Here is a 1,086-nt window from a genome sequence, read left to right as displayed (position 1 = left end):
TGTATTGACCACGAGCGTTGTTGACGGTCCTGGGGGCTTGATCATGACGAAGACCTCCGGTGTGGTGGAGGTGTCTAGGCTTCACCGCACGCACGGAGGTCTTCGTGTCCCACCGTAATGCCCGGTTGACCGTGTTCGGAAGGCGACTCCTGATCGAGCGGGTGCAGGCGGGCCGTCCTGTCGCGCACGTCGCCGCGGAGATGGGCGTCTCCCGCGCCACCGCCCACAAGTGGGTCCGCCGGTGGCGCGAGGAAGGCGAGGCCGGGCTGGAGGACCGCCCGAGCCGCCCGCACACCACCCCGCACCGGACCGTTCCCGACACCGAGGCGCGAGTCTGTCGGCTGCGGACCGAACGCAAACTCGGGCCGGCCCGCATCGGACCCATCCTGGGCCTGCCCGCTTCCACCGTCCACCGCGTCCTGGTCCGCCACGGACTCAACCGCCTGTCCCACCTGGACCGCCCCACCGGCCAGGTCATCCGCCGCTACGAACGTTCCCGCCCGGGCGAGCTCGTCCACGTCGACATCAAGAAACTCGGCAACATCCCCGACGGCGGCGGCCACCGGGTCATCGACCGCCAGGCCGGCGAGGCCCACAGGCTGGCCACGACCACGGACCGCACCGCGAGCGGCAGTCCCAGGATCGGCTACGGCTTCCTCCACACCGCCCTCGACGACCACACCCGGCTGGCCTACACCGAGATCCTGGCCGACGAGCGCAAACACACCGCCACCGCGTTCTGGACCCGCGCCCAGGCCTTCTTCGCCGACCTCGGAATCACCGTCGAACGGGTGCTGACCGACAACGGCTCCTGCTACAAGTCCCACGCCTGGCGCGACACCCTCCACGCGGCCGGGATCGTCCACAAACGCACGCGCCCCTACCGCCCGCAGACAAACGGCAAGGTCGAGCGCTTCCACCGCACCCTGGCCGACGAATGGGCCTACCTCCGCCCCTACGCGACAAACCAGGAACGAGCGAACGCGCTACCCGGCTTCCTCCACCGCTACAACTACCATCGCTGCCACACCGCACTCGGAGGCCAAACCCCCATCAGCCGAGTCAACAACGCTGCGGATCAATACA

Annotated in this window: 1 protein-coding gene; it reads left to right on the top strand. The window is 69.0% G+C overall.

Annotated features, from left to right (window positions below):
* Positions 1–104 precede the first annotated feature (104 nt).
* The coding region (locus ABIA32_RS33505; protein WP_370103647.1) for an IS481 family transposase at positions 105–1,086 on the top strand (982 nt) is incomplete at its 3' end.

This window comes from Streptacidiphilus sp. MAP12-20 (assembly GCF_041262525.1).
Classification (GTDB): Bacteria; Actinomycetota; Actinomycetes; order Streptomycetales; family Streptomycetaceae; genus Streptacidiphilus.
The sequence above is the reverse complement of the archived record's forward strand: the minus strand, read 5'-3'. Positions and strand labels throughout refer to the sequence as shown.